Source organism: Halobacterium hubeiense (assembly GCF_001488575.1).
Lineage (GTDB): Archaea > Halobacteriota > Halobacteria > Halobacteriales > Halobacteriaceae > Halobacterium > Halobacterium hubeiense.
Genome location: NZ_LN831303.1, coordinates 74,236 through 95,319, shown reverse-complemented (window position 1 = coordinate 95,319; position 21,084 = coordinate 74,236). Strand labels below are relative to the sequence as shown.

Sequence of the window (21,084 nt, the reverse complement as noted above, 5' to 3'; positions counted from 1 at the left end):
GGTCGCTTCCGTGCAGACGCTGCGGGAGTCCTTCCAGCGGATGGGGCCGTCGTGGGTCGCGGGCGCCATCGCCGCGGGCCCGGCGTCGCTGGCGTCACTGATTACCGCCGGCGGCGGGTACGGCTACGCGCTGTTCTGGGTCGTGGTGCTGTCGGCCGTCGCCGGCGCGTTCGCCCAGTATCTCGCGATGCGGCTGGGCCTCCTCACCGAACGCGGCATCGTCGCGGTCGTCGAGGACCACCTCGGCGACAGCTGGGCGTGGCTGCTCGTCTTGGACGTCGTGCTCGCCGCCGGCTCCGCCCAGCTCCTCATCATGAAGACGGTGGCAACCGTCTCCGAGACCATCACCGGCGTCGACGCTCGCATCTGGGGCGTCGTCTGGGCCGTCGTCTTGGCCGTCGGCCTCGCCACCCGTGGCTACCGGTTCCTCGAAGTCGTGGCGAAAGCGCTGGTCGCCGGCGTCGTGGTCGCGTTCCTCGCGTCGCTGTTCGTCGTGCCCGTCGATGCCGGTGCCGCCGCGCGTGGCCTCGTCCCCGCGCTCCCGTCCGGGAGCGCGCTGGTCGCCGCGGGCGTCCTCGGTGGCGCCGTCCACATCACCCTGATTACGATGCACTCGTACACGATGCGCGCTAGGGAGTGGACCGTCGAGGAGTACGGCCTCGCGACGTTCGACGTCGGCGCGTCGATGCTCGTCGCCTTCGGCGCCTACAGCGTCGCGGTGTTCCTCGTCACGGCGAGCGTCCTCACCACGGGCGACCTCTCGGCCGTCGAGGCCGCTCGCGCGCTCGGCCCGCTCGCCGGCCGGTACGCGGAGTGGCTGTTCCTGCTCGGGCTGCTCGGCGCCGCCGTCTCGACGCTCGGCGGGAACACGATGGCCCCGCCGTTCCTCCTCGCGGACAAGCAGGGGTGGGACACGACCGTCGACGACGACCGCTACAGGGGGCTGCTGGTCGCTGCCGCGCTCCTCTCGGCGCCGGGCGCGTTCATCGGCGGGCCGGTCCTCAGCCAGCTGTCGCTCGTGCTCGCCATCGGCACCGTCGGCACGCCGTTCGCCATCGTGGTCGTGCTCTACCTCTTGAACTCCGCGGCGGTCCCCGAGTCCCCCTCGACGCTCACGAACCTCGGCGGCCTCGCGCTGCTGGCGGTCACCGGCGCGCTCGCCGCGAACTTCGTCGCCGAACAGGTCGCGGGCGGCGTCGACGCCCTCTCCGGGGCCATCCTCGCGTTCGCCGTCGTCCTCACAGCGGCGACGGTCGCACTCGTCGCGAAGTACGTCCGGCTGTCGATGGCCGGTCCCGTCGCGTCCAATGAGTGACCGTCGCGTCCCGCTCACGGGCTCGACACTCCTCGTCGGGCCCTCGCAGGCCGGGAAGACCCGACTCACCGCCCGCGCTATGGACGCGTGGGTCGAGCGCAACGGCGCCGCCGGCGTCGCCGTCCTCGAGTTCGCGCCCGAAGTCGAACGCAACGGGGCGCTGCTCGGCGGCCGCCTCGACCGCTTCACGACGGTCCCCGACGACGCCTGGCACGGCATTCTGGACGCGCACGCACCACGAACCGCGGGTGAGACCGACGCGGAGGCCGCCGCGCTCGCCGCTGACAACGCCGAGCGCGCGGTCCGCCTCCTCGACGCCGCGCCCGACGACCCCGCCGCCGTCTTCGTCAACGACGCCACCATCCCCCTCCAAGCCGACGTGCTCGCCCCGCGTCGGCTCGCGGCCTACTGCGAGCAGGCCGCCTGTGCGGTCCTGAACGCGTACGAGGGGGAGTCGCTCGGCACCGACGACCCGGTCTCCCGGCGCGAGCGCGAGGCGCTCGCGGCACTCCGAGAGTGGGCCGACCGAACCCGCGCGCTCTCGTCAGCCACCAATTGCTGAAGGACTGTGCGCCCGCCTCACAGGTCGAGTTCGACGCGGCTGCCGCTCTCGGCGGACTCGTAGAACGCGCGGATGGCGCGCATGTCCACCATGGCGTGTTCGCCGTCGGGCTCGGGGTCGAGGCCGCGCTGGAGGCGGTTGGCGAAGTAGTCGAACTCCTCGCGCATCTGGTCGACCGGTTCCGGCCGGAACTCGCCCTCGATGCCCGGCCCGGACACACGCAGCACTTTCTGCGTGGTCGGGAAGAACAGCCCCTCGATGCTCAGCTCGCCGTCGGTGCCGACGAACCGGAGACTCGAAGACAGTGACGCACTGTGGGAGACCGTACACGACGCGAGCGTGCCCTCAGAGAATTCGAGTTGGAACGCCCCGTGTTCGTCAGTGCCCTCGTAGGCGGGCTGCTCGGACTCCGTCCGGGCGTACACCGCCTGCGGGTCCTCCTCGAGGATGAATCGAATCGTGTTCAGCGGGTAGACACCGATGTCGTTGAGCGTCGTCCCGCCCGCGAGGTCGCGGTCGAAGCGCCAGCTCGTCTCGTCGACGGAGTCGAGCACCGTGTCCGACATGTGCCCGACTATCGAGACGACGTCGCCGATGGCGCCGTCCCGAATCAGCTCTCTCGCGCGGCGAGCGACCGGCTCGGTCTGGAGCCGGTAGGCGACCATCAGCGGGACGTCCGCCTCCTGACAGGCATCGACGGCCGCCCGCGCGTCCTCGACGCTCGCTTCGAGGGGCTTCTCGCAGAGGACTGCCTTCTCGTGGTCGGCCGCGGCGCCGACGTGCTCGCGGTGGAATCCGTTCGGCGTGCAGACGTACGCCGCGTCGTACGCGTCGCTCGCCTCGCCGTCGGCGTACTCGTCGTACGTGAGCGTCGCTTCGATGCCCTCCAAGTCAGCCGCGACGTCCTCGGCCTTCTCCGTGCTGGAACTGACCAGCGCCGTCGTCGTGCAGTACTCGGCGCTCTCGACGGCGGGAATCGCCTGCTCGCGCGTCCACCACCCGAGCCCGACCATGGCGAACCGAATCGGGTCGGCGTCGGTGGGCTCCTCCCAGTCACGTCGGCTGAACCTGTCGAGGTCGACTTCCATGGGCGACACATTCTACCCGCGACAAATAGTTCCCACGTATGGTACGATTATCAACAGTTGGCGTACGGCTACGGTCACCAATGCAAACCACTCCTCACAGCTCCGCGAAGCCACCAGAAACCCACCTCGACGAGAGACGCGGCGCTGACCGACGTTGCTCCGAACAGTCCCACACGAAGTATTTACCGTGGGCACTCGAACATTTCAGGTATGAACGACCCCGGAAGCGCCATGGCCGATTCCCCGCCGGGTTCGCTACAGCCCTCCGACGACGACTCGGCTGGGTCGAGCTGGTGGGACATGGTCTGGTTCCTGCTCCCGTTCCTGGGCTTCGTCCTGCTACTCGCTGCGATGGCTTTCTTCGCCGCCTGAGCGGCGGCGTTCTCGAACTCCTCAACTGAGACGGGTCTGCTCGCTGAGCGGTCTCGAAGAACCCACCGTGGAACCCACACTGACGAACCCTCCGTCAGGGACCACCTAGAACGATTGGTCTCGGTCCTCACCGGATGACGCCGAGGGCGCGGTCTGGTTGCCGCCGCGGTCGTCGTAGAACTTGCGCCCGATGAAGTCGTCGTTGAGGTTCCCGTAGATGGTGTCGAAGAGCGCGTCGCCCGACTCGAACGAGTCCGCGCCGAGCGGTGGCGCAGCGATGCCACGTGGCACCGACGTGCAAGTCTCTCTTACTCGACAACCCGGCCGCCATTCCGTTCGCCGACTCGGTTTCGCCCCGGCCTCGTGCGACGAGTCGGGGTAACCCGAGCGAACCGTCACGTAGCGTGTTCAATACAATACGCGTGTCGCGTGTCCCGAACAAGTGGATGTACCCGACCGGTGCATCTGTACTACTATGGCACGACCGTTCACCAACAACGACGAGGGAATGACGGTTCGAACAGCCGACGGCGAAGAGGTCGGCACCATCGAGACCGTCGAGGGAAGCAAAGCACACGTGAAACCGGAGTCCAGCCTCTCGGAGAGCATCCGGACGCGCCTCGTCCTCGGCGACGCGACCGACGAGATGTACACGCTCGACCACTCGGACGTCGACTCGATCACCGAGGACGGCGTCGAACTGAAGAACTAGGCCGTCCCCGGGTCCGTCTCACCCAGATTCGACCTGCAGTTTTTCGCGACGCTATCGAGGTGGCCGTAGCCGACGACGCCGACCACCACGTCCGCGTCTCGCAACTGCCGGAGCCGGTCGGCCATGAACCGCTCTCTGACGCCGTCGATGAACTTCGTCGCGGCCGGCGGGTCCAGCGTCCGGCGCATCGTCTCACTGCGGAGCAGGTGTGCGCCCTCGTTTTCCGCCTGTTCGGCGGGCGAGGCGTCGTCGCCGAGGCCGTAACTGTGCTCGTCTTCGAGGTCCGCGACCGACGGCATCCAGGGGACCCCGTACGCTCCGAGTTGGTGGGAGAGCCGGCCGAGTGCGGCGTGGACCGCGATTTGACCGAACGAGCGGGCCGTCCGGAGGAGCGTTCTCAGCCCGGGCTGTTGTCGGCGTTGCTCGCTGCGGAGCGCGCGGTAGAGATGGCGCCCGGGGACGTCGATGCCGACGGCTGGACTGGGCATCGCGGCGCGGATGGCGGCCGCCATCTCGCCGCCCGTGGTGTCGGTCTCGTCCCACGACGCGAGCGCGGGAACGAGCAGATTCGGGAGTTCGACCGCGACCACGTCGGGTTCGAAGGCGTCCACGACGGCTCGGACCCGGTAGCTGCTCGTGGGGTGGTCGTGGACGACGCCGACGAGCACGACGGTGTGGCTTCCCAACTGGACTCGGCGGACGTACTCGTCGTTCAGTCGCGGGTCGCCAGCGCTAACGCCGTCGAGGGACGTGTCTGCCGTCCGAGTGTGGTCTGAGACGGTCACAACTGGCGTCCGGGATGACGCAGCCGGTCGAGTGCCGGCCTAGCCGTACCGACCGGTGCCCGTCGCTCGGTATCACTTATCCCCGCCAGTCCGGTCTCACTCAGTCCGGCACGACGGCGGTTCGTGCGGGGTCCGACTGGCACGGCTATGGTTTCGTAGTCGCTCAATAGTACCCAGTACGGGCCCGGCGGTAACGGGCCTATTGTGATTATTCGAGTCAGTCGCTGAACGGGCCGCACGGACGCGTTGTTGATTATTCGGGTGAAAACCGAGGTTGGTTTCGTGCTCCCGCCCCGAGTGGGGGTATGGAGTACGAAATCGAGGACGACGAGTCAGTGAGCATGGCCGTCGTCCGCGCCGTGACCGCCGTCACCGGGTGCAGCCCCGGTTCCACCCCGCTGCTCGCCCGCGTCGTCGACCCCGACGCGCTGGACGCGCTCTTCTCGGCGTCGTTCGACGGGACGCCGCGGACCGGCGGCCACCTCACGTTCGTCTACGCCGACTGCCGCGTCACTATCGACAACGGCGAGTTCCTGACCGTTCGACCGCTCCGGACGGCCTTCGGCGGCGCGGCGGACGAACCACCGACTCCCGGCGAGTAGCACTGCGCTCGACTCGGCGCTCGGGGTGTCCGCTACTGGGGGTCGCGGGCGGGGAGCAGTCCCTGCGCCATCAGCCGCCGCGCGATGACGACGAGCCCGTTCCCGAACCCCTCACCGAAAATCGCCTGCTCGTTCTTGGTGTCCGGGATGATCGTACTCACCAGAATCGTGGACCGGTCGACCAACAGCAGCCGGCCGATTGCCGTCTCGTCCTCGGTCGTCTGTCCCCCGTGCAGCCACTCCAGCCCCGAGATGAACGTCGTCGCGTTCGGCACGACCTCCTGTACCTGCTCCTGTAGCGACTTCGTCAGCGCACCGACCATCAACTCGATGTCGTCGTCGACGCTCGTCAGCACCTCGACGAGGTCGTCGGTCAACAGCGCCTCGTCGCCGATGACGAACACGACCTCCTCGGTGGCGTCGTCGATGAGCTGATTCGTCCTGTTCTCGATTCCCTCTTTCCCGGTTATCGCCCAGATTTTCTGCACGTCCTCCTCGCTGTCCCCGTCGATGACGGCGACCGTTTCGAGCGCGTCCTGCAGTCGCTCGACGCGGGCCTCGTACTGGTCCCGCAGCGTCTCGGTCGCCTCGTCGAGCGGGACCGCTCGGAACCGCTGGGGGCTGGAGTGCTGGATTTCGACCAGCCCCTGCGCCTCCAGCACGCGAATCGCGTCGTACACTCGCGTTCGCGGTACTTCGGTGAGCTCGCTGAGCTTCTTCGCCGTCCCGAAGTCCAGCTGCGTCAACCCGACGAAGCACCGCGCCTCGTACTCCTTCAGCCCCAGTTGCTGAAGCACCTCTATCGCCTCCTCGATATTTCTTGAATTGCTCATTATATCCAACCCATCTCGATTTAAGGGCGTCTATCGTTCGTACAACGGGACAACGGAAATGGCTTGTCACTATTAATATCACGACTATTCCGTTTAGGCGCGTCCTACCACGGTTGTAAGCCGATTTAACTCGCTCTCCGAGTGTGTTGTGACGATTAGCGTCACAGAACCTCGGCGGAACTCCCTCGCAGACGACTCACTGGCGGGGGTACGCCGAGGAGCGGCGAAATTCTGTCGGCCGAACGGGTACGAGGTCGGCCACGAGTGGCTCACAAGCCCGTTTCGAGTTTCACGGGCCGAACTGCGAGTCGCGTTCGACGACCGCGTACCCCTGCGCGGTGAGCGTTTCGTCCCGGTACCGCTCGGCGTAGTACTGCTGTGGCAGGCGGCGCAGCCCGAACCGTCGGTCCGAGCGGTACGCCACGTCCACGACAGTCTGCCCGTCTTCACGGCGAATCGTCGCGGTGTACGTCGCCCACGGCTGGTCGTTCGCAGTGACTTCGAGTTCCACTCGCCGCGCGCCCGCTGACGTCGTCTCCGTCCGGGGCTGGACAGTCATCCTCGTCGAGCGCGCCCCGAACAGATACGACATCCGGTACGTCACTCCCTCGTCGCCGGTCGCAATCTCGTCCGCGATTCCCCACTGGAACGCCAGTACCGGCGGCGTCGGCCCGCGGAACGCATCGACGACAGTCGCTACGTCCGCCTCTGTTCGGAGCCGTACCGTCCCCGACGGCTGGAGTATCGGCGCGCGAACGACCACGAGCAGAGCGACGCCGACGACCACCGCCGGCGCCAGCGAAGCCACGACGTACGTCCCGAGGAACAGTCCCACGACGACTACCGGGAGGACCCCACTCAGCAGTCGCTCGCGTCGATGATACCGCTGCACGACGTTCACCGCTGCCGACGGTCGCTCGACGTCGCTCGTGGAGGGCACGGCTGTTCGTCGGGACGGCACTCCAATATTCCTACTGGTGGGCCGCCAGTGACCCCGAACCGGGCCGCCGGGAGAATAGTTATTCGGTCAGTCAGCGTTCGGATGCGTATGGCACAGACGGCACTGCAACTTGCCCGCCGAAACCCCGCGTGGACGTTCGGCCTCACGGGTGGCGGATTCGCGCTCGCGTTCATCCTGCTCGCCCCGGTCCGAGCGTTCCTCGCGGGACGCGGGTTCTCCCCGCCGCCGGGTCTCCTGTGGCTGTTCGTCGTCGGCGGCTTCCTCGGCGGCTACCTGCTCGCGCGGCTGCTCTGGGGGCGCCTCGGCGGCGCAGGCTCTCCGTCTCGCGGAACACTGGTCGGCGCGCTCGTCGGCCTGCTCTCGCTCCCCGTTCCGTTCTACGCGCTCGAAGTCGCCGTCGTCGTCGCCCGCGGGAATCCGTTCGAGCCGGTGGCCGGCGCCTCCCCGTTCGTGCAGGCGCTCTCTGATTTGCTCCTGTTCGTCCTCACGCCGATTCTCCTCGGCGTACTCGGTCTCATCCCGACGTACGGTAGCACCGTCGCCCTCGGCGCGTTCGTCGGCTACCTCCTCGCCCGCGAGTGAGCCGCCGTCTCCTCGCGCTCAGCCGGTCAGTGCGAGGACGCTTCCCTGTTGCCCGCCGACGTAGAGCCCGCTACTCGTCACCAGCAGGTCCTGCGGGGCGACCGAGAGGTCGGTTCGCCACTCGACGCCGCCGTCTCGGCGTGCGAGCGCGAGAACTTCGCCGTGTCCGCGCTCTCGCTCGGGCGCGGTTCCGTAGCCGACGAGCAGCGTGTCGCCGGCGACCACGGGGCGGCAGAGCCGGAACTCGCGGCCCGCGCTCACCGCGACGTCCTCGTTCGCCAGCGACTCGCGGTGCAGCCACTCGAGTTTCCCCGACGACGCGCGCACCGCACACGCCACGAACTGCGCGGGCTGTTCGTGGCTCACACAGGCGAACACGCGCTCGCCGTCCGTCGCCAGCGGCGAGTAGGCGGCCGCGCCGTCGCCCGCGTGTCCCGGGAACTGCCACTCGACTCCGTCGCTCGTCGCCCCGACGGCCAGCGTCTCCACGGGTCTCGTCCCCCACGTCACATCGTGGGTGAGCGCGACCTGTCGGTCGCCCGTGGCGACCGGCGTCGATGGGAACTCCAGCGGCAGTTCCACCCGCTTGACTTCCGGGCCGTCCTCGGACACCCCGACCGCGAACAGCGAGCGAACGCGGCCGCCGTAACTCGCCCAGACCCGTCGGTCGGTCACGGCCAGCCCGTACGGCTTCTCAAGGGCGGGGTTCTCGGTTTGCCGGCCGAGGTACACCCGCCACTGTTCGGCGCCGTCCACCGGCGAGAGCCCGTGAATCCCGTACGGACTCTGCACGTAGACGATTTCGGGGGTCGCCGCGAACAGCGCCGGGAAGTCCGCCGCACTGTTCGGCGCGGACAGGTACTTCCCGGGAATCTCGCTCGCGACGTGTTCGCCGAGGTCACGCCGCCAGTGGACCGTCCCGTCGGCCGCATCGACGGCGACGACTTCGGCGCCGCTCCCGGCCAGGTACATCGTCCCGTCCACGAGCCCGCCGAACCGACCGTAGTTGGCCGACGAGTCCTCGACGCGTCGGTTCCACAGGCGGTCGCCGGCGACGGCGTCGTAGGCGTCGAGCCGGAATTCGTTCTCGAACTCGCCGGCCACGATGACTCGCTGCGGCGTCGCGGCAACGACTTCGCCGGACAGCAACGGACCCAGTCGGTCCTCGGGGCGGTGGTTCTCCCACTCGACAGTCGGCCGCGTCCCCACGCCGTGTGGACTCTGTGCCGTGTTCCGCAAATCCGCGGCCTGGAACTGCCAGCTGTCGGCGGCCGGCGTCCACGACGTCCCGAGCGCGTCAGGTGGTTGCTCGTTCGGTCCCGAGTCGAGTCCGAGCGCGCTACAGCCGGCGACGCTGGCGACGCCGGCCAGTCCGAGCAATCGAAGGGCGTCGCGGCGAGACGTGGAGGGCATCACTGTTTCCGTGTTCGCTCACGGTGAAATACCCAGCGACGGTTCGCAGCGTCGCTCGTAACCCTACAGCACTCTCGTCCGAGCGGCCGCCACCGCGAGACGAGCGTCCGGTGGATGTGCTGTTCGGTCAGGGAAGGTAGGTAGCGAGGAAGTTGACGATGCGGTCGAGCCACTCGTTTTTCTCCGGCTCGCCCTCGGAATCCCCGCCATCGTCGCTGGCCATATCTATGGATACTGTCTCGTTGCGTATATTTTCTATCCCGGCGGGGCAGCCGACTTGTACTGCGAATCGCTGCGGGCGTCTGCGTCCCAACCCCGGTAATATTTATCACGAGTTATTCACGCTTGGATGTAAGCAACACGACCAAAGCGGGCTACAGTGGCATCGACGCCGCAATCACTGGGTTCGCCGTCGTCGGCGCTCTCCTGGCCATCGGTGGGGGTCTGAGAGTCCTCGACCTCGGGAATCTGGACTTCGTTCTCGCAATCGGTTTCCCCGCCGTCATCGCGACGCTCGCGTACCTCCACTACAACCGCGGCGAAGACCCCGCCGTCGCGTGATAGTGGAGTGGTCGGACGTTTTCGGGGGTCACCCTCCGGGCCGGTCCCCCCGAGAACGTAGCCCGACCAGCATACTTCTGAATTCGGCGCGATACCGGCCGTTCCGTTTAGTCAGGCAGTCGTCGCAGTTGGACCGAGATTGTGTCTCACGCGTCGGTGACGCGGAGAACCGGTTTGATAGTCTCCCCGCTCTCGGAGTCCGCGACCGCCTGTTCGATGTCCTCGAAGTCGTAGTAGGTGATGAGCTCGTCGAAGGGGAACTTCCCCTGCCGGTACAGCTCGATGAGGTCGGGGATGAACTGTTGGGGGTCCGAGTCGCCTTCGACGATGCCCGTGATGTTTCGGCCGTTCAGGATGAGGTCGTTGACATCGTAGCTGGCCTCCGCCCCGAGTTCCGGGGCGCCGATAACCCCCACTGTTCCACGCTGCGTGAGTACGTCAGTGGCCTGCTTAGCGACCGCTGGGACACCGGTCGTCTCGAGGGCGTAGTCGACCCCGCCGTAGTCCGCCTGTAGTGTTTCGACAACGTCGTCTACCTCGTCGGGATTCAGCGTCTGTGTCGCGCCGAGTTCACTGGCTTTCTCGAGGCGGTTCCCCTTGAGGTCGACGGCGATGACGTCTGTACAGCCTTTGATGTCGGCGGCCATGACGGCCGACAGGCCGACCGACCCGGCGCCGAAGATAGCTATCGACGAGCCGGCCTGCGGGTCCAGCGAGTTGATGACGCCGCCCGCGCCGGTCTGGATGCCACAGCCCAGCGGGCCGAGCATCGCTAGCGGGATGTCGTCCTCGACGGGGACGACGTTTCGCTCGGTCGCGATTGCGTGCGTCGCGAACGAGGATTGCCCGAAGAAGCGCCCGCTGACGCGTGTGTCGTTCTGCGAGATAGGGGAGGTCTCATCTGACGGACGGGCGCCGCCGAAGTTGTGCTCGAAGAACGACGCGCAGTACGCGGGGTGGCCGTCCCGACAGCTCGGGCAGGTACCATCGGAGTCGAAACTCATCACGACGTGGTCGCCGGGTTCGACTCGGCTGACGTTCGACCCGACTCGCTCGACGACGCCGGCTCCCTCGTGTCCGAGCACTGCCGGGAGAGGTGTCGGATACAGCTGGTCGCGGACGATCAGGTCGGTGTGGCAGACGCCCGCGCCGACGACGCGGACGAGCACTTCGTCGGTCCGCGGTTCTTCGAGGGTTGCGTCTTCGATTTCGAACGCACCGCTCTCCTCGTGCACCACCGCGGCCTCAATCTCAATTGACATTTCATTATCGACTTCTCAGCGACTGCTCATAGTCATTTGGGGGCTGAGTGCTACCCACGAACGCCGCGAGTAGGACTACCGGGACCTCAGAGCTGAGTCATTCGGGACGAGGCGGAACTAACCCGACGACTACGGGAGCTGGAGTCCGTAGGCGGCTGTTTCGATGTTTCTCCAGCCGGGCGGGAACACGTATCCTCGGAGACTTGGCGTTCAGCGGTCCGCGATGCGCTTCGCAATCACCCACAGGAGGTCGAGCACGACGCAGACGACGATGACCGCCCCTAGTTCGGCGAGAAACCCGTCTGCGATACGCTGCGCGAGATACAAGGCGAGTCCAGCGACGAGTACTCTGGAAACGCGGGCCGCGTCCCAATCGAACAGGGCGGTCCGGAGGGCAGACATCACTCCGAAGATAGCCCACTGCAATCATCAACCTATCGGTCAAGAGACATACTGGAGCCACACGAAGTAGGGGTCTCGTTTTGTCGCGGATGAAGCGATGAACGAGAGGGCATATTATCTTGTAACATAGTTCCACAATAATGTTCGAGTGGTTCGTGGAGTGCAGAACGTCATCCAGATTCTCATACCGCTGTTCGCAATTTGCGTCTCCCTAATCGCTCCCAAGATAACCACCACCAGCCGTAGTAGGCGATATTTTCTCCCGGCGTTCGCGTCCTGGTTCGGTTATAGGAGTTGTTCGACGGGACTGATGCCGTCGCCGTCGAACGGCCCGACCGTCGAGACGGCGGCCGCGCCCGCCGCGTTCCCGACTGTCGCCAGCTCTTCGAGGTCCGAAACGCCGCCGTGGCGCGCGGCGAGGACCGCGCCGGCGAACCCGTCACCGGCGCCGGCCGTGGTCGCGACCGTCGTCGCGGGTGGCCTCGCGGTCGCTCGCTCGGTGACCGCGCCGTCTTCGACTGTCAGCGCGGTCGTCGCTGCCGGTCCGTCCGTGAGGAACACCGTCGCCGAGTGGTCGCAGGGTAGCAGTTCGAGCAAGCCTGCGGGCGTGCGTTCGACGCCCGCCACCGCGAGGTCGTCCACGCCGGCGAAAATCAGGTCGCAGTGCTGGAGGACGCCTCGCAGCGCCTGCCGGTAGGCGTCCGGCGTGGTCCACTGGTTTCGCCGCCCGTTCAAGTCGAACGAGACGCGGGTGTCGCCGTCCGCGGCCGCCTCGGCGAGCCGTCGAACGGCCGACTGGTTCACTCCCGGCGGCAGCGTCACGCCCTCCAAGTGCACCCACTCGTGGGGCGTCACGAGCGCCGCCGCGTCGGCCGGCGGGGTGAACCCGTAACAGCTGCCCGCAATCCAGGCGTCCCAGCGCTCGCCGTCCTCGGTCGGGACCTGCATCGTGAGCGGGGACGTCCCATCGACCCGCGTCACGTGCGTCGTGTCCACCGGCCCCTCGGCGAGGTGCCGGGCGGCCATCTCGCCGACGGCGTCGGTCCCGACGTTCGTGAGCAGGCTGGTCTCACTGCCGAGTGAGGCCGCCCACCGCGCGACGTTCGCCGCCGTCCCGCCGACGTGCCACTCCAGCCGGCTCCCCGGTGCGATGGCTTCGCCGGCCGCCGGATAGAGGTCGATTGTCGTGTCCCCGACGACGAGGACGTCCCCGTCGCCGTCACTCATCGTCTCGACCCCGCTCGCTCGCCGGTGCCGTGTGGTCGCGCGTCACTGTCCGTGTCACTACGTGATTCGCCCTCGCCCATTTCAAACGTGTGGTCCGCCGCTCTGGCGCGCGCTACGACGAACCGCGCTGGAGGTACGGCATCCGCAGCCCGTACAGAATCGAGAGCAGTCCGAGGATGCGACTGACCTCTCCCAGCACGCCGTACACGAACGGCCCGAGGAGCGGGCTGAGGTACGGGCCGGCGACGAGCAACACGGGCGTCCAGAACACGAGGAAGAACCCGACGGCGATGAACAGCATCGGCCGGCTCCGGCTCTGCCAGTACCCGCGCAACGCGAGATACCCGACTGCCAGCCCCAGCACCGTCGAGGTGACCGTCAGCGCGAGCGCGACCTGCGACCGCAGCGCCGGACTCAGTTCGAGCGGGCTCATCGGTCACGCACCTCGCGAACGAACTCCGTGAAGCGAGCGGCCATCCGCTCGCGCAGCGACAGCTCGACGCTGAACCCGTCCGCAGTCAACGTAATCGTCACCCGGTCGAGCGTCGCTGTGTACACCTTGTGGTGGTGTCCGTCGTCGTCCAGTTCGACCGCTTCAGTTACCATGTCGTGTTCCTGGAGTCGTTCGAGTCGCCGATACACGGTCTGCGGTGAGACTCCGCACGCGTCGCTCAGCTCCTCGGCGGACATCGGGTCGCCGTTCGTCTCGACGAGAATCTGCTGGGCGGTGTCGTCGGCCAGCAGCCCGCTGATTTCGCGCACCTCCTCATTCACTCGTGCCATCTGCACGTTGCCACCCGCGCTGATAAAAGCGAGCGCGCAGTTCCAGCTCGTGGAGTCCTGCGAGGGCTGTTTATCCGCCGGCTTCGTAGGCGTTTGGTATGCTTCCCCGCGATGATTCGCGTCTCGGCACGCTCGTCGGCCTCGCCGCAGTCCTCGTCGCCGTTGGCGGGTCCGTCCTCTTCGACTGGGAGTGGGGGTCGGGCCTGACGCAGCCGGTTCCGTTCGTCGTCGGCGTCCTCGCGGCGCTCGCCGCGGTCGGCGTCACGATGCGGCTGGTCCGCGACTGACGAGTTTGGAAAGCCATTCGAGTCCAGCGTCGTTCTTCCATCTTCGCATCGCCGACGAACTGTCGATGCGCTCGCTGGCCGGGTCTTCGAAGAACAACTCGACGTCACGCGCGGTGAGCACGCGGCTGTCTGCGTCGCGGTGGCTGTCACCGACCTCGTTCGCCACCGTGTGTTCGGTCGAGGAAGACCGCGATGACGGCGACGTGGACGGCTGCCGTGAGACTGCTGCCGACCGGACCGATGAGTGGGACGCTTCCGAGGAGGTGATTCGGCAGCCCGACGACGAGTACGACGCCGAACAGCGTCCAGCCGTGACCGCTGGTTGTCCGCCAGCCGGCTCGGAACGCACCCGGGATCGATGCCCCAGTTGCGAGCAACCCCGATACCGGTGCGAACCGAACGAGTAGATACACCGCGAGGATGCCGAGTGGCAGCCCGAGCAGCAACCCGACGTCGGCGCTGACGGCGGCAAGTGCGAGCACGAACGCGACGACCGCGTAGCGGGCCACCGCCCCGACAGTCGGCGTCTCGTCGAGCAACTGAGCGTACCCGTAGACGCTCGCGACGACCAGTGCGCCACCCCGCAGGAGTTCAAGGGCGACCGTTGACACGAGCCATCGTGGCCGGAGTTCGACGAGCGCCGTGATCGGCGTCGAATGCCGGAAGACGACGTCGACGAGCAGGCCGAACCGGAGAGACACCGTTCCCTCCTGCACGCCGGTGAACGACGCGGTCGGAACCGGGTCGCCTCGCCGCACCACGTCGACGACGGCAGCGAGTACGCCGACCACGAGGAACGCGCCGACGACCCGGGGGTTGTGGCGGAGCCGGTGATAGGCGGCCGCGAACAGGCCCTCAGTCGTGACCGGCTCAGGAGCTGCGTCGTCGTCGACCACGTCGGTCTCGTGCCCAGTCATGGTTCCTCCAGCGCGTACAGGGTGCCATCCGACACCGCGTACAGCGCGTCGTTCGCGAGCGCAACCGTCGACCACGACCTCGTTTCTCCATCCTGGAACTGCCAAGCGAGGTCGCCAGTTGCCCGCTCGATACCGACGAGCGGCCCGCCGTTGGTCGGGACGTACACTACGTCGTCGGTGACTGCGGGCGGCTCGAAGCTGTCGGCGTGCTCGACGCTGATCGACGACTCCCACTCCAGCGATCCGTCGGCGGTGTCGATTGCGATGAGGGAGGAACTGTCGGCCGTGTCGATGCCGGTGTACGCGGTGCCGTCCGCGACCGCGACGCGGGTATCCCCCCAGCCGCGGTACGCGTCGTCGTCGAACCGCCAGTCAACGGACCCGTCGAGGGCGACACCGAGCAACGCGTCGTCGGTCCCGACGACCAGCCCCGTCTCAGTCGCCGTCACCGCGCGCACGAAGCCATTCGCGACCTCAAACCGTTCTACGGCCCCGGTCTCGAGGTCGATTGCGCCGAGTGCATACCCAGGTCCGACACCGACGTACGCGACCCCGCCGTGGACCGCGGGCCGCGTGAAGGCGGTCGCCTCTCGCCATCGGACGCGCCCACTGCTCGCGTCGAACGCGGTGAGTGAGTCGTCAGTGTACGCGAGCACGATTCCGTCGGCGGCGACCGGTGGAACGCCCGACCCGCCCCCATCCAACAGGTCGGCGTCGCGGCCGCCGAGAACAGTCCACCGGGTCGCAGCGACTGACTGGCCACCGACTTCGTGACCGCCGTGGCCGTGTAGCGCTGTTACCCCGTCCGCGCTGTGAATAGCAACGGTGGGCGTGCGGTACGCTCGTGCGCGCTCGACGGCTGGCGCGACGTCAGCGGCGTACGGACGCCGAAAACGGATGTCGCCGCTGACGGCATCGACGGCGAGGAGTTCCTGTCCGATGGCGTAGACGACGCCGTCCGCGACGACTGGGGAGGGAACCGAGTAGGCGGGAAAGCCGGTGTCGAGTGGCTGCTTCCACCTGATCGTCGCATCTGTAACCGGTCCGCTGGAAGTGGGCGTGTAGCCGGTCGCGCCAGGGTCGCGCTGAGTCATCGGCCACTCGACGCGCGTGGTGTCGTCGCCCGGGGACTGGGGGAAGAAGCGTGCGCCCAGCGTCGCAGCGAGGACGGCACCGCCAGCACCCAGCACCTGTCGGCGGGAGAGCGAGGCTGTTGTATCAGGAACCACACTGCACAGATTTTCGGCGGCGGATAAATATGGCCGCGACAGTTCTCAGACTGAATCACGGTGCCCGCCGCTGCGCTCAGATGATGTTGAAGTACTGTAGCCCGGCGATTAGCAGGATAGCGACGAGCAGTACCAGCGTCACCACCCACGACGGAACGTCCTTCCGAATCCGGAGTCCCCAGTCCATACGGGGTGATGGAGGGAGCCGTTAATATAGCCCGTAGCCGAGTCGCATGCCACGCAAGCGAATCCATTCACGCGTTGGAGTTACGGAGGTGCGAGGAGAAAGCCCCGCCGTTCAGGGCGGGGATGGATCCGACAAGCTCTACCTGAACTACGTTCGACGTGCCGAACAGATGTTTTAAGTGGCCAGATGGCGTGTTAATTTACAACCGAGGCGGTCTACCCGCCCGCTTAATCGGACAGTATCGGGATTCCCTGATTCCAAGTGGAAGACACCCTCTTCCGTACCGGAACTCGGGGTGTAAGCACTAAGAAGTACCTCCGAATCCCATGCCGGGATAGGAGTAACGGCTGGTTGGCACAGCCAGTAGCTGTCCTTCGGGGTGGCTACAAACCTTAAACATCCCAACCCAGCGGTGCGGTACCGTGGGAATCCTCGCCCTTTCAGGGCGGGGAGGATGTCAACGAACCGGCGCGGAACGTGGGACGCGCTTGATTTGCCGCAGCACTGTCGTGGCCACTGGCACACGAGTGTTTAACCAACAGACACGGCGTTCTCCCAGTTAGTGTTGGTTAACATCGTGCTCGCGGTCGGTGTCGTTTCTCTGGAGCAGCGTGACGCAGGCACGTAGCCCGCAGATTTAGTAGAGCGCTACGAGTTCGAACCCGACGAGCGTATTCGGTCGAGGAACGCGTCGATTATCTCCGGTCCCACCGGTCGTTGGCCGTCGAGCGGCTGCTCCGCCGCCGCCGTCTCACCGAACCCCGGGGTCGCCGTGAACCGGAAGTCGGGTCGGGGCTCCGATTCGAGGATGTCCATCGCCGTCCGTTCCGAGTCGGCGCCCCAAACGTGGCCGAGGTCCGGAAGCTCGTAGAACGCCGCTTCGGCGTCGGGTGCAGCCAGCTCGTCGAACAGCGCCTGGCTCTGTTCGACGGGAACGACGTCGTCAGCTCGCCCGTGCACGAGGAGGAACGGCGGGCTGTCGGCTGTGACGTGCGTTACCGGGCTGGCCAACCGGGCGCGGTCGGGGTGCTCCGCGACCGAGCCGTCGAGGAGGAGCGACGTGATGCCGTCCTCCGCGTCGGGTAAACTGCGGAGGTCGGTGATTGGATACCAGGTGATTACCGCCTGCACGCGCCCGGACGTCTCCGGTGCGACGACCGGTTCGAGCGCCTGCGTCGAGTAGGTGTCGCCGGCGAGGTCTTCGATGTCGTCGACGACGCCGGCCAGCGCTGCGAGGTGGCCGCCGGCGGAGGCGCCCCACACTGCGACGGCGCTGGCGTCGTATCCGAACTCGTCGGCGTGCGCGCGCAGCCACCGAATCGCGGCCTTCACGTCGACGATTTGGTCGGGGAAGACGCCTCTCGGCGTCTCGTTGGCCGGGTCGACGCTTAGTGGCGGTTCGACGTGCTCGGGGACTTCCGCGAGCCGGTAGCTGACGCTCGCTATCGCGCAGTCCCACTCGGCGGCGAAGCGTTCGAAGTCGGGCGTGTTCTTCCGGGTCTCGACCACCCAGCCGCCGCCGTGAACGTACACGACCAGCGGGACCGCCCGCTCGGTGTCCGGGCTGTACAGATCGAGTTTCATCTCGCCCGCGTCGCGTTCGGCGTACGTGAGGTCGGCGTGCGTGACGACTGCTTCCGCTTCGATGTCGCCGTCGGTATCACCGCCGTCGGCGTGGTCGACCATACGAGTGCAAAGACAGACCTGCCTGAAAAGTAGCTCGTTCGTGTGAAATATCGTATATGTACGCGGGCGGCGTGATGGTTCGTCCGCTTTTCGTGGTGCGGCCGAGCGGCCGACTCGCCGCGTCCTTCCTGCAGGATGGAAGACTTATGCCGGGCGCGCAACAGCGTCCCTGCACATGGTCCCCGACCTCCCCGCGGTTAGCAGACGGCAGTTACTCACGGGTCTCGGCGGCGGCGCTGCCGCGCTCGCCGGCGGGACTGTCGTCGCCGGTGCGACGGCGCCGACGGTCCTCCCGGATTCGCTGACGGACTTCGCGACGAAACACTACCCGACGCCACCCGAAGTCGGGACGCTGTGGCGGCCCACGGTCACCGAAGCCCACGCTCGCGAGGCCGTTGACCTGCTGGCGGAAACTGTCGAGCAAAGCGAGAACCTCTGGGCGCAGCTCGGGACCCGCGAGGCGGACCGGGCGCCTATAACCGTGGATTCCGGCGGCTGGCTGGAGGATGCCCAGTCGGCACTCGACAGCGGCGAGTACCACACGGCGCTGTTCCAGGCGACCTACGGGATACAGTTCGCCGGCGAGGCGCTCGGGTTCGCTCGCGCGGAACGCGGCGAGACCGACCGCTCGACGCTCGCCGAACGCGGCACCAGTCTCGCGGACCGCGCGCGAGCGGTGGCCAGCGACCTGCACCCGTATCCGACGACCGACCCCGGCCGCGACCTCGGGTGGTACGTGCGAATCGAGGAGCAGATACAACTCGGCGGCTCGCAGGCCGCCCGCGCGATTCCCGACGAGGACGAACGCGACGGCGAGACCGACTCACTCGACCCGGAGACGGCGGGCGAACTGACGGCGTCGCTCCTGCAGGCGGAAATCCACGTTCGGAACGCCGAGCGGTACCGCGACCGCCTCGCGGAGAAACACTCTGGGCGAACGGAGCCGTACACCGACCACCTTCGAGCGGTCGTCGAGCAGTTCCGCGGCGACTTGGCCTCGTCTCCCACCCGCGACGAAGCACTCTCACAGTACGTGCCCGACGACGTCGAGGAGTACGGTCCGTGGGAGTTCGCACACAGTCGCCTCGCGCGGTGGTGCTTCGACACCGCGCACCCCCTGCCGTGGACGACGACAATCGACGAGGACTTGCTCGCGTTACGCGCGGTCGCGCTGTCCATCGCGCTGGCGAAGCGCCGCGGCTACGACACGGCCGTCGAGCGCCTCGTCGTCGACGAGGACGACACCGGCTTCGACTCGGGGCACGCGCTCGCCGAGAAGCGCCGCGCGCGCTCGACCTACCAGTCGGTCGTCGGATCCGACCCCGCGCCGCTGCTCGTCACGCAAATCGGGCGCGCCGTCGAAGACCTCCAAGTCGCGAAAGTCGGATTCGGCGACAGCTATCTTCTAACAGCGAGAGAATCCTACCCTTTAGGGCGGGCGTGAATCGCGTACGCTCCGTGCCACGGACCACCGTCGGTTGCAGGCCGAATACCCCAGGACTGCAACCCTTTATTAGAATTGGGTGTATAGAAATCAATACGGCTAAATGAAGTACAACCTCGAAACCGGGTCGCACACGGTCTACGCGCTCCAATATCACTTCGTGACCGTCACGAAGTACCGCGCAGACCTCCTCACCGACGAAGTCGCAGAACGGGTCGGTGAGATTGCTAGCGACATCTCAGAGGACTTCGGCGTGAACATTCAGAATGTCAACGGCGGTTCCGACCACGTTCATATCTTGTTCACGGCGAAGCCAACGACCGACCTCACCAAGTTTATCAACTCACTCAAGGGCGTTACGTCCCGCAAAATCCGTGACGAGAATCCCGAGATTCGGCAGGCGCTCGACAAGGCGTTCTGGCAACCGGGGTACTTCCTCGCCACGACCGGCCAAGTGAGCATCGACGTGCTGATGGAGTACGTGGAGGAGCAGTAGCGATGTCCACGACCGCCACGAAGACGTTGCAGGCGACGTTCGCGCCACCGACGGCGCACAAGCAGTCGAAACTCAACGACCTGCTCGAAACGTATCGTGACGGTCTGCAAGAGGCGTTCGACTCCGGGGCGAGTACCATGTCGGCGGTGAGCGACATCGTGACGCCCTACGACCTGCCGTATCAGGCCAAAGCCGCCCTCTGCAACTACGTCCCGAAACTTCGGAAGACGTACAATGCCAAAGAGTTGGACGACGGCCACCCGATACGGCTCACGAACCAAGCCACGAAGTTCGACCACTCCGCCGAACGCGACTACGAGTTTACATGGTGGGTTCCGCGTCCCGGCCGGGGAACGAACTTCTGGATACCGCTTCGCATCAACCCTGAACAGGAAGACCTCTGGCATGACCTCGTATCGGAGGATGCGAAGGCGGGCGAGATACGGCTTCAGAAACACCGGAAGAACTGGGTACTGCACGTCACCGTCGAGTACCCGGTCGAAGAACCAGCGACGGACGGTGACGTCACGCACATCGGCTTAGACATCGGAGAAACCGCCCTCATCACGGGCTGTGCCCTCAAGGACGGTTCTCCGACTGACCCGTTTGTGTGTAGCGGAAGCAGAGCGAAGCATCTCCGCAAAGAGATGCACACGACCCTGAAACGCCTCCAAGAGCGTGACGCATCCGAGTGGCGTATCGAAGACCGATTCAACCACTACCAGAACGCGCTCACCGACATCGTGGAGAAGGCGTCTCGGCAAGCCGTCGAGTACGCCAAGCAGTTTGAACACCCGGTGTTGGTGATGGAGGACTTGACGTACATCCGCGAACGTCTTGACTACGGGAAGTATATGAACCGTCGCCTTCACTCGTGGGCGTTCGCCCGACTGCAAGGGCGCATCGAGGACAAGGCGACGGAAGCAGGTATCCCGGTCGAGTACGTGAATCCGGCGTACACCTCGCAGACGTGCCACTTGTGCCACCGTATCGGTCGGCGGGACTCCCAAGCCGAGTTCCGGTGTCCGAACAACGACTGCCACGTGTCGACGTTTCAGGCCGACATCAACGCTGCCGCGAATATCGCACGACGGGTTGACCCGTGGGGAGAGAGCGTCCCGCTTGACAAGGCCGGACGCGATGACTCGCCTCGGGATGGGAGCGGTTGTGACACCGCCACGACTCACCGTGAGAAGAGCGTACCAGCGCAGATGACGCTCACGGCCTACGAAGAGTCGGAACCCTCTGCCAGCGACGACTGACTGGTATTCCCCATGCGTGGGAAGCCTCGCCGTTTACGGCGAGGAGGATGTCACCGGGAGCCGATGTGGAAAGAACGCCTCGAAGCGTACCTCTACGCGCTCGTCGGCCGCGCCAA

Annotated in this window: 25 protein-coding genes; 11 read left to right on the top strand and 14 right to left on the bottom strand. The window is 66.5% G+C overall.

Annotated features, from left to right (window positions below; translation table 11 throughout):
* The first annotated feature begins 40 nt into the window (after positions 1 to 40).
* Both HHUB_RS13650 and HHUB_RS13645 read left to right on the top strand, forming a co-directional pair.
* Positions 41 to 1,315, top strand: coding sequence for a divalent metal cation transporter (locus HHUB_RS13650; RefSeq protein WP_082687265.1), 1,275 nt, complete (start codon positions 41 to 43; stop codon positions 1,313 to 1,315).
* Positions 1,308 to 1,877: a hypothetical protein gene (locus tag HHUB_RS13645; RefSeq protein WP_059058473.1), complete on the top strand. Its 570-nt coding sequence runs from the start codon at positions 1,308 to 1,310 to the stop codon at positions 1,875 to 1,877. The genes HHUB_RS13650 and HHUB_RS13645 overlap by 8 nt, the downstream gene beginning before the upstream one ends.
* 17 nt (positions 1,878 to 1,894) lie before the next feature.
* On the opposite strand, the gene gfo6 is transcribed toward HHUB_RS13645, so the two are convergent.
* A complete protein-coding gene (gene gfo6, locus HHUB_RS13640; RefSeq protein ID WP_059058471.1) occupies positions 1,895 to 2,965 on the bottom strand; it encodes a D-xylose 1-dehydrogenase Gfo6 in 1,071 nt (356 codons plus the stop codon).
* A 210-nt stretch (positions 2,966 to 3,175) separates the two neighbouring features.
* On the opposite strand from gfo6, the gene HHUB_RS16710 reads away from it, so the two are divergent.
* The gene (locus HHUB_RS16710; protein WP_157534009.1) at positions 3,176 to 3,337 is read left to right on the top strand and encodes a hypothetical protein; all 162 of its coding nucleotides are present in this window, start codon (positions 3,176 to 3,178) and stop codon (positions 3,335 to 3,337) included.
* Between the two features lie 105 nt (positions 3,338 to 3,442).
* On the opposite strand, the gene HHUB_RS13635 is transcribed toward HHUB_RS16710, so the two are convergent.
* Positions 3,443 to 3,628: a hypothetical protein gene (locus tag HHUB_RS13635; protein WP_059058469.1), complete on the bottom strand. Its 186-nt coding sequence runs from the start codon at positions 3,626 to 3,628 to the stop codon at positions 3,443 to 3,445.
* A gap of 184 nt (positions 3,629 to 3,812) precedes the next feature.
* Here HHUB_RS13635 and HHUB_RS13630 point away from each other — a divergent pair, with 184 nt between their 5' ends.
* Positions 3,813 to 4,049, top strand: coding sequence for a DUF2171 domain-containing protein (locus HHUB_RS13630; protein WP_059058467.1), 237 nt, complete (start codon positions 3,813 to 3,815; stop codon positions 4,047 to 4,049).
* On the opposite strand, the gene HHUB_RS13625 is transcribed toward HHUB_RS13630, so the two are convergent.
* On the bottom strand, positions 4,046 to 4,834 hold the full coding sequence (locus HHUB_RS13625) for a TraB/GumN family protein (RefSeq protein WP_059058465.1): 789 nt from the start codon (positions 4,832 to 4,834) through the stop codon (positions 4,046 to 4,048). The two genes, HHUB_RS13630 and HHUB_RS13625, sit on opposite strands and share 4 nt — an antisense overlap.
* A 305-nt stretch (positions 4,835 to 5,139) precedes the next feature.
* Between HHUB_RS13625 and HHUB_RS13620 the strand changes: the two genes are divergently transcribed.
* Complete coding sequence (locus HHUB_RS13620) at positions 5,140 to 5,436, top strand: HalOD1 output domain-containing protein (RefSeq protein WP_059058463.1); 297 nt, start codon at positions 5,140 to 5,142, stop codon at positions 5,434 to 5,436.
* Between the two features lie 32 nt (positions 5,437 to 5,468).
* On the opposite strand, the gene HHUB_RS13615 is transcribed toward HHUB_RS13620, so the two are convergent.
* Positions 5,469 to 6,269 carry a TrmB family transcriptional regulator gene (locus HHUB_RS13615; RefSeq protein ID WP_059058462.1) on the bottom strand — a complete coding sequence of 267 codons (801 nt, stop codon included), beginning with the start codon at positions 6,267 to 6,269 and terminating at the stop codon, positions 5,469 to 5,471.
* 289 nt (positions 6,270 to 6,558) lie between these two features.
* Positions 6,559 to 7,209: a hypothetical protein gene (locus HHUB_RS13610; protein ID WP_059058460.1), complete on the bottom strand. Its 651-nt coding sequence runs from the start codon at positions 7,207 to 7,209 to the stop codon at positions 6,559 to 6,561.
* Positions 7,210 to 7,317: 108 nt separating this feature from the next.
* Between HHUB_RS13610 and HHUB_RS13605 the strand changes: the two genes are divergently transcribed.
* A complete protein-coding gene (locus HHUB_RS13605) occupies positions 7,318 to 7,812 on the top strand; it encodes a hypothetical protein (RefSeq protein WP_059058459.1) in 495 nt (164 codons plus the stop codon).
* A gap of 18 nt (positions 7,813 to 7,830) precedes the next feature.
* Here the strand turns inward: HHUB_RS13605 and HHUB_RS13600 are convergent, their stop codons facing one another.
* On the bottom strand, positions 7,831 to 9,225 hold the full coding sequence (locus HHUB_RS13600) for an outer membrane protein assembly factor BamB family protein (protein WP_059058458.1): 1,395 nt from the start codon (positions 9,223 to 9,225) through the stop codon (positions 7,831 to 7,833).
* Positions 9,226 to 9,570: 345 nt separating this feature from the next.
* Here HHUB_RS13600 and HHUB_RS13595 point away from each other — a divergent pair, with 345 nt between their 5' ends.
* Positions 9,571 to 9,786 (top strand): hypothetical protein, encoded by a 216-nt coding sequence (locus HHUB_RS13595; RefSeq protein ID WP_059058456.1) that lies wholly within the window; start codon positions 9,571 to 9,573, stop codon positions 9,784 to 9,786.
* A 146-nt stretch (positions 9,787 to 9,932) separates the two neighbouring features.
* Here HHUB_RS13595 and HHUB_RS13590 read toward each other — a convergent pair whose 3' ends face one another.
* The 5 genes from HHUB_RS13590 to HHUB_RS13570 form a co-directional block, all read right to left on the bottom strand.
* A complete protein-coding gene (locus tag HHUB_RS13590) occupies positions 9,933 to 11,042 on the bottom strand; it encodes an NAD(P)-dependent alcohol dehydrogenase (RefSeq protein ID WP_059058820.1) in 1,110 nt (369 codons plus the stop codon).
* A 216-nt stretch (positions 11,043 to 11,258) separates the two neighbouring features.
* Complete coding sequence (locus HHUB_RS13585; protein ID WP_059058454.1) at positions 11,259 to 11,450, bottom strand: hypothetical protein; 192 nt, start codon at positions 11,448 to 11,450, stop codon at positions 11,259 to 11,261.
* 285 nt (positions 11,451 to 11,735) lie between these two features.
* A complete protein-coding gene (locus HHUB_RS13580) occupies positions 11,736 to 12,677 on the bottom strand; it encodes a carbohydrate kinase family protein (protein WP_059058452.1) in 942 nt (313 codons plus the stop codon).
* 112 nt (positions 12,678 to 12,789) lie between these two features.
* Positions 12,790 to 13,110 (bottom strand): DUF7521 family protein, encoded by a 321-nt coding sequence (locus HHUB_RS13575; RefSeq protein WP_059058451.1) that lies wholly within the window; start codon positions 13,108 to 13,110, stop codon positions 12,790 to 12,792.
* Positions 13,107 to 13,460: an ArsR/SmtB family transcription factor gene (locus HHUB_RS13570; protein ID WP_059058449.1), complete on the bottom strand. Its 354-nt coding sequence runs from the start codon at positions 13,458 to 13,460 to the stop codon at positions 13,107 to 13,109. Before HHUB_RS13570 ends, HHUB_RS13575 begins: the two co-directional genes overlap by 4 nt.
* 98 nt (positions 13,461 to 13,558) lie before the next feature.
* Between HHUB_RS13570 and HHUB_RS13565 the strand changes: the two genes are divergently transcribed.
* On the top strand, positions 13,559 to 13,747 hold the full coding sequence (locus HHUB_RS13565) for a hypothetical protein (protein WP_059058447.1): 189 nt from the start codon (positions 13,559 to 13,561) through the stop codon (positions 13,745 to 13,747).
* 146 nt (positions 13,748 to 13,893) lie between these two features.
* Here the strand turns inward: HHUB_RS13565 and HHUB_RS13555 are convergent, their stop codons facing one another.
* The 3 genes from HHUB_RS13555 to HHUB_RS13545 form a co-directional block, all read right to left on the bottom strand.
* Positions 13,894 to 14,664 (bottom strand): hypothetical protein, encoded by a 771-nt coding sequence (locus HHUB_RS13555; protein WP_059058444.1) that lies wholly within the window; start codon positions 14,662 to 14,664, stop codon positions 13,894 to 13,896.
* On the bottom strand, positions 14,661 to 15,893 hold the full coding sequence (locus tag HHUB_RS13550) for an outer membrane protein assembly factor BamB family protein (protein ID WP_143416464.1): 1,233 nt from the start codon (positions 15,891 to 15,893) through the stop codon (positions 14,661 to 14,663). The genes HHUB_RS13555 and HHUB_RS13550 overlap by 4 nt, the downstream gene beginning before the upstream one ends.
* Positions 15,894 to 16,728: 835 nt before the next feature.
* Positions 16,729 to 17,766: an alpha/beta hydrolase gene (locus tag HHUB_RS13545; RefSeq protein ID WP_059058440.1), complete on the bottom strand. Its 1,038-nt coding sequence runs from the start codon at positions 17,764 to 17,766 to the stop codon at positions 16,729 to 16,731.
* A gap of 175 nt (positions 17,767 to 17,941) precedes the next feature.
* On the opposite strand from HHUB_RS13545, the gene HHUB_RS13540 reads away from it, so the two are divergent.
* From HHUB_RS13540 to HHUB_RS13530, 3 genes are all read left to right on the top strand, one after another.
* Positions 17,942 to 19,210 carry a hypothetical protein gene (locus HHUB_RS13540; protein ID WP_059058438.1) on the top strand — a complete coding sequence of 423 codons (1,269 nt, stop codon included), beginning with the start codon at positions 17,942 to 17,944 and terminating at the stop codon, positions 19,208 to 19,210.
* 103 nt (positions 19,211 to 19,313) lie between these two features.
* Positions 19,314 to 19,706 (top strand): IS200/IS605-like element ISHhu2 family transposase, encoded by a 393-nt coding sequence (gene tnpA, locus HHUB_RS13535; RefSeq protein WP_059058437.1) that lies wholly within the window; start codon positions 19,314 to 19,316, stop codon positions 19,704 to 19,706.
* 2 nt (positions 19,707 to 19,708) lie between these two features.
* Positions 19,709 to 20,968, top strand: coding sequence for an RNA-guided endonuclease InsQ/TnpB family protein (locus HHUB_RS13530; RefSeq protein ID WP_059058435.1), 1,260 nt, complete (start codon positions 19,709 to 19,711; stop codon positions 20,966 to 20,968).
* The last annotated feature ends 116 nt before the right edge of the window (positions 20,969 to 21,084 follow it).

Excerpts from the sequence above, each read along its gene's own strand:
- HHUB_RS13575 (WP_059058451.1), bottom strand. The coding sequence starts at position 13,110 with ATGAGCCCGCTCGAACTGAGTCCGGCGCTGCGGTCGCAGGTCGCGCTC.
- gfo6 (WP_059058471.1), bottom strand. The coding sequence starts at position 2,965 with ATGGAAGTCGACCTCGACAGGTTCAGCCGACGTGACTGGGAGGAGCCC.
- HHUB_RS13620 (WP_059058463.1), top strand. The coding sequence starts at position 5,140 with ATGGAGTACGAAATCGAGGACGACGAGTCAGTGAGCATGGCCGTCGTC.
- HHUB_RS13605 (WP_059058459.1), top strand. The coding sequence starts at position 7,318 with ATGGCACAGACGGCACTGCAACTTGCCCGCCGAAACCCCGCGTGGACG.
- HHUB_RS13650 (WP_082687265.1), top strand. The coding sequence starts at position 41 with ATGGGGCCGTCGTGGGTCGCGGGCGCCATCGCCGCGGGCCCGGCGTCG.
- HHUB_RS13600 (WP_059058458.1), bottom strand. The coding sequence starts at position 9,225 with ATGCCCTCCACGTCTCGCCGCGACGCCCTTCGATTGCTCGGACTGGCC.
- HHUB_RS13630 (WP_059058467.1), top strand. The coding sequence starts at position 3,813 with ATGGCACGACCGTTCACCAACAACGACGAGGGAATGACGGTTCGAACA.
- HHUB_RS13585 (WP_059058454.1), bottom strand. The coding sequence starts at position 11,450 with ATGTCTGCCCTCCGGACCGCCCTGTTCGATTGGGACGCGGCCCGCGTT.
- HHUB_RS13545 (WP_059058440.1), bottom strand. The coding sequence starts at position 17,766 with ATGGTCGACCACGCCGACGGCGGTGATACCGACGGCGACATCGAAGCG.
- tnpA (WP_059058437.1), top strand. The coding sequence starts at position 19,314 with ATGAAGTACAACCTCGAAACCGGGTCGCACACGGTCTACGCGCTCCAA.
- HHUB_RS13580 (WP_059058452.1), bottom strand. The coding sequence starts at position 12,677 with ATGAGTGACGGCGACGGGGACGTCCTCGTCGTCGGGGACACGACAATC.
- HHUB_RS16710 (WP_157534009.1), top strand. The coding sequence starts at position 3,176 with ATGAACGACCCCGGAAGCGCCATGGCCGATTCCCCGCCGGGTTCGCTA.
- HHUB_RS13570 (WP_059058449.1), bottom strand. The coding sequence starts at position 13,460 with ATGGCACGAGTGAATGAGGAGGTGCGCGAAATCAGCGGGCTGCTGGCC.
- HHUB_RS13565 (WP_059058447.1), top strand. The coding sequence starts at position 13,559 with ATGCTTCCCCGCGATGATTCGCGTCTCGGCACGCTCGTCGGCCTCGCC.
- HHUB_RS13540 (WP_059058438.1), top strand. The coding sequence starts at position 17,942 with ATGGTCCCCGACCTCCCCGCGGTTAGCAGACGGCAGTTACTCACGGGT.
- HHUB_RS13555 (WP_059058444.1), bottom strand. The coding sequence starts at position 14,664 with ATGACTGGGCACGAGACCGACGTGGTCGACGACGACGCAGCTCCTGAG.
- HHUB_RS13615 (WP_059058462.1), bottom strand. The coding sequence starts at position 6,269 with ATGAGCAATTCAAGAAATATCGAGGAGGCGATAGAGGTGCTTCAGCAA.
- HHUB_RS13530 (WP_059058435.1), top strand. The coding sequence starts at position 19,709 with ATGTCCACGACCGCCACGAAGACGTTGCAGGCGACGTTCGCGCCACCG.
- HHUB_RS13645 (WP_059058473.1), top strand. The coding sequence starts at position 1,308 with ATGAGTGACCGTCGCGTCCCGCTCACGGGCTCGACACTCCTCGTCGGG.